The organism is Paraburkholderia sp. (assembly GCF_034668105.1).
Lineage (GTDB): Bacteria > Pseudomonadota > Gammaproteobacteria > Burkholderiales > Burkholderiaceae > Paraburkholderia.
The window spans coordinates 1-2,804 of sequence record NZ_JAXDPY010000548.1; the positions used below are offsets into that span (position 1 = coordinate 1).

At 59.7% G+C, this 2,804-nt stretch carries 2 protein-coding genes and 1 pseudogene; 2 read left to right on the forward strand and 1 reads right to left on the reverse strand.

What is annotated here, in order from left to right; translation table 11 throughout:
* A pseudogene (locus tag QOC89_RS24260) lies at positions 1-894 on the forward strand (hypothetical protein); the annotation flags it as partial.
* A 190-nt stretch (positions 895-1,084) separates the two neighbouring features.
* Positions 1,085-2,407, forward strand: coding sequence for an ABC transporter permease (locus QOC89_RS24265; protein WP_323047341.1), 1,323 nt, complete (start codon positions 1,085-1,087; stop codon positions 2,405-2,407).
* A 28-nt stretch (positions 2,408-2,435) separates the two neighbouring features.
* On the opposite strand, the gene QOC89_RS24270 is transcribed toward QOC89_RS24265, so the two are convergent.
* Positions 2,436-2,747 carry a hypothetical protein gene (locus QOC89_RS24270; protein ID WP_323047342.1) on the reverse strand — a complete coding sequence of 104 codons (312 nt, stop codon included), beginning with the start codon at positions 2,745-2,747 and terminating at the stop codon, positions 2,436-2,438.
* Between the last annotated feature and the right edge of the window lie 57 nt (positions 2,748-2,804).

Genomic DNA, 2,804 nt, shown 5'->3' on the forward strand with positions numbered 1-2,804 from the left:
ACACCATTCAACCTCGCAGCGGGCGGCACCGATTACGCAGATACGTTCCTGGGCACCACAAGCAAGTTCTGGAAGAGCACCAACAGCCCGGTGTTCGGGTCTGCGAAGTCCTACATTCCAGAGATCCCATGGAATGATTCGTGCGCCAGCCGGTTGATCACAATCGCGCTCGGGTTCACTGTTCCGTATGGCACCGGCGGCTCCTGCAACTCCGCAGCCGGTAAAGCGGACTTTTTGGATACTGCTGCGGGCGGCGGCGGACCCAGCGCCTGTGCCCTCGGCACCTCGGCGACTCCACCTCGGACGAACGGAAGCTGCCGAGGGTACAAGAAGCCGAGCTGGCAGCGGGGTGTCTATGGCAATCCAAACGATGGAGTGCGCGACCTGCCGGATGTTTCCATGTTCGCCGCCAATGGCGTATGGGGACATTTTTTCATCTTCTGCTACAGCAATCCTAAAGGCGGGGGAGTGCCGTGCACCGGCGATCCATCTAACTGGGTGGGCGCGGGTGGAACGTCGTTCGTGGCGCCGATCCTGGCCGGAGTGCAGGCTCTGGTCAATCAGCGGTGGGGTCACTACCAGGGAAACCCGAACTACGCTTACTATGCGCTAGCCAACAGTGAATATGGCCGGCGCGGCAACGCATCCTGCAACTCCACCAAGGGCCCCGGCAAGTCCTGCATTTTCCATGACGTCACCCTTGGCGACATGGATGTGAACTGCAGAGGAAAGGTAAACTGCTACGATCCTTCCGGGACGAATGGCGTTCTGTCCGTAAGCTCAAGCAAGTATGAACCGGCGTATGCCGCGGCACCGGGATGGGACTTTGCGACAGGCATCGGGACGCTTGACGTGAATCTGCTCGTACGGTCGAAGATCTGGTTCTTCCAGTAAGCTTCCCTGCGAACCGGCGAAGCCGTAAACAAGGGCCGCCCTGAACCGGGCGGCCTTTGCCGTCCCAAAAGGCTCAGCTAGTTTTCAAGCGTATAGAACGCAAGAGTAAGGAGGCCGGGCTGCCCACCTCATATTTGCAAGAAAAAAGGGAACCGGCAGTGGCGATTCTGGCATCCTGTGAAGGAGACTCATGACGCCAACGGCAACTCCCAGCCGAGTTTCCACCACCACCCACCGGGCCGCTGCTACGACCCGAGCGATGAGCCGGAGTGCGTTCGAGCACACGCTGGCGAGCGCCAAGCGCACCATCCTGCTCCGCGAGATCGCGATGCTGGCGATCGACAGCTTCCGGGTGAACAAAGTCCGCTTTGCTTTGACGGCATTGGGCATGGTGATCGGCTCGGCGTCGTTGATCCTGGTGGTCACGATCGGACTGACGGGCAAACAGTATGCGATGAAGCTGCTTGAGAACATCGGGCCGAATATGGTGGAGGTGGAGTACTCGGGCGGCTCTTCGGGCAGCGTTGGGGAGTACCGCAATGACCTGCTGACGATCGATGACGAACGCGCTGTCCTCGCGCAGGTTCCGGCGGTCTCTGCGTCGTCACCGATGCTGGAGATGCACGACCGTGTCAGCTTCGGCGGGGGTATTGCGAAGGACGTTCTGGTGCTTGGCGTCTCACCGCAGTATCGCGAGGTGCGCCACCTGATCGTCACCACGGGACGTTTCTTCGACGAGACAGATGAGGCGACGCACACCAAGGCCGCGGTGGTCACCATTCCGTTCGCCACACAGATGTTTGGCAGCCCAGAAGCGGCGATTAATAAGACTTTCCTACTGCGCGGCATGCCAATCACGATCGTGGGGACATTCAAGGAGAGCGTCGACACGTTTGGCATGTCGGAGGTGGCGGACTCGACGATCCTCATCCCCTACTCGGTGGCACGCTACTTTACCGGCACCGACAAGGTGAAGCAGATATTTTTCTCTATCCGGGATAAGACCGACATTCCCTTCGCGACAAAGGACATCCTGCGCATCATCCAGGCCAGACATCAGTCGAACTCGGTCTATACGGCAAATACTCTGGTCGCGATCCTGCGTGTGGCGGGACAGATTGCAGACGGCCTGACGGTGATGCTGCTGTTGCTGGCTACCGTGACGCTGGCGGTGGGCGGCGTCGGCATCATGAACATCATGCTGGCGAATGTTCGCTCGCGAATCCGCGAGATCGGCATCCGCAAGGCACTGGGCGCAACCGCGCGGGAGATCAAGCTGCAATTTCTGATGGAAGCGATATTCATCTCGCTGGCTGGCGGCATCATTGGCGCAATCCTGGGCTTGGCGCCGCCGCTGGCTGCGCGCTTCTTCACCGCTTACAAGGTTCCGATATCGCCATGGTCGGTGGTGATTGCGCTGGCGACATCGGTCGTGGTGGGCGTCGTTTTCGGCACGTTGCCTGCTACGCGCGCCGCGCAGCTTGATCCAGTGGAAAGCCTGAAATACGAATAAAGCGAGTGCGCTTCGGCTGCTGCGCAGCCTACTGGATGTAGGCGACGCCCTCAAGAGCAGTCTGGAGACAATCGATGGAACAACGCGAGATTTCCATGCTGATGAGGGCTTCGCGGAGATGGTCGGCGCTGGCGCCGTAGCCGTGGCCCGCAAGGAAGTTCGCGGCGAGATCCGCTGCCTGCCAGCTATCCAACTGGCTGTGCATCAACTCGTTGCGCAGCATGGTCAATTCTGCGGCACTGAACTTCTCGATTTGGGGCACCAGTTGCGCATCCGCTTCGGGTGGAAGGCCCGCGGCTGCTTCTGCTTCGTCCTGCTTCGATCTCACATGATCCTCCATGGCCTTCCTCCTTCCTCAAATCTCTGCTGCCTATCTATACCAACCCGATACGCACAA

Excerpts from the sequence above, each read along its gene's own strand:
- QOC89_RS24265 (WP_323047341.1), top strand. The coding sequence starts at position 1,085 with ATGACGCCAACGGCAACTCCCAGCCGAGTTTCCACCACCACCCACCGG.
- QOC89_RS24270 (WP_323047342.1), bottom strand. The coding sequence starts at position 2,747 with ATGGAGGATCATGTGAGATCGAAGCAGGACGAAGCAGAAGCAGCCGCG.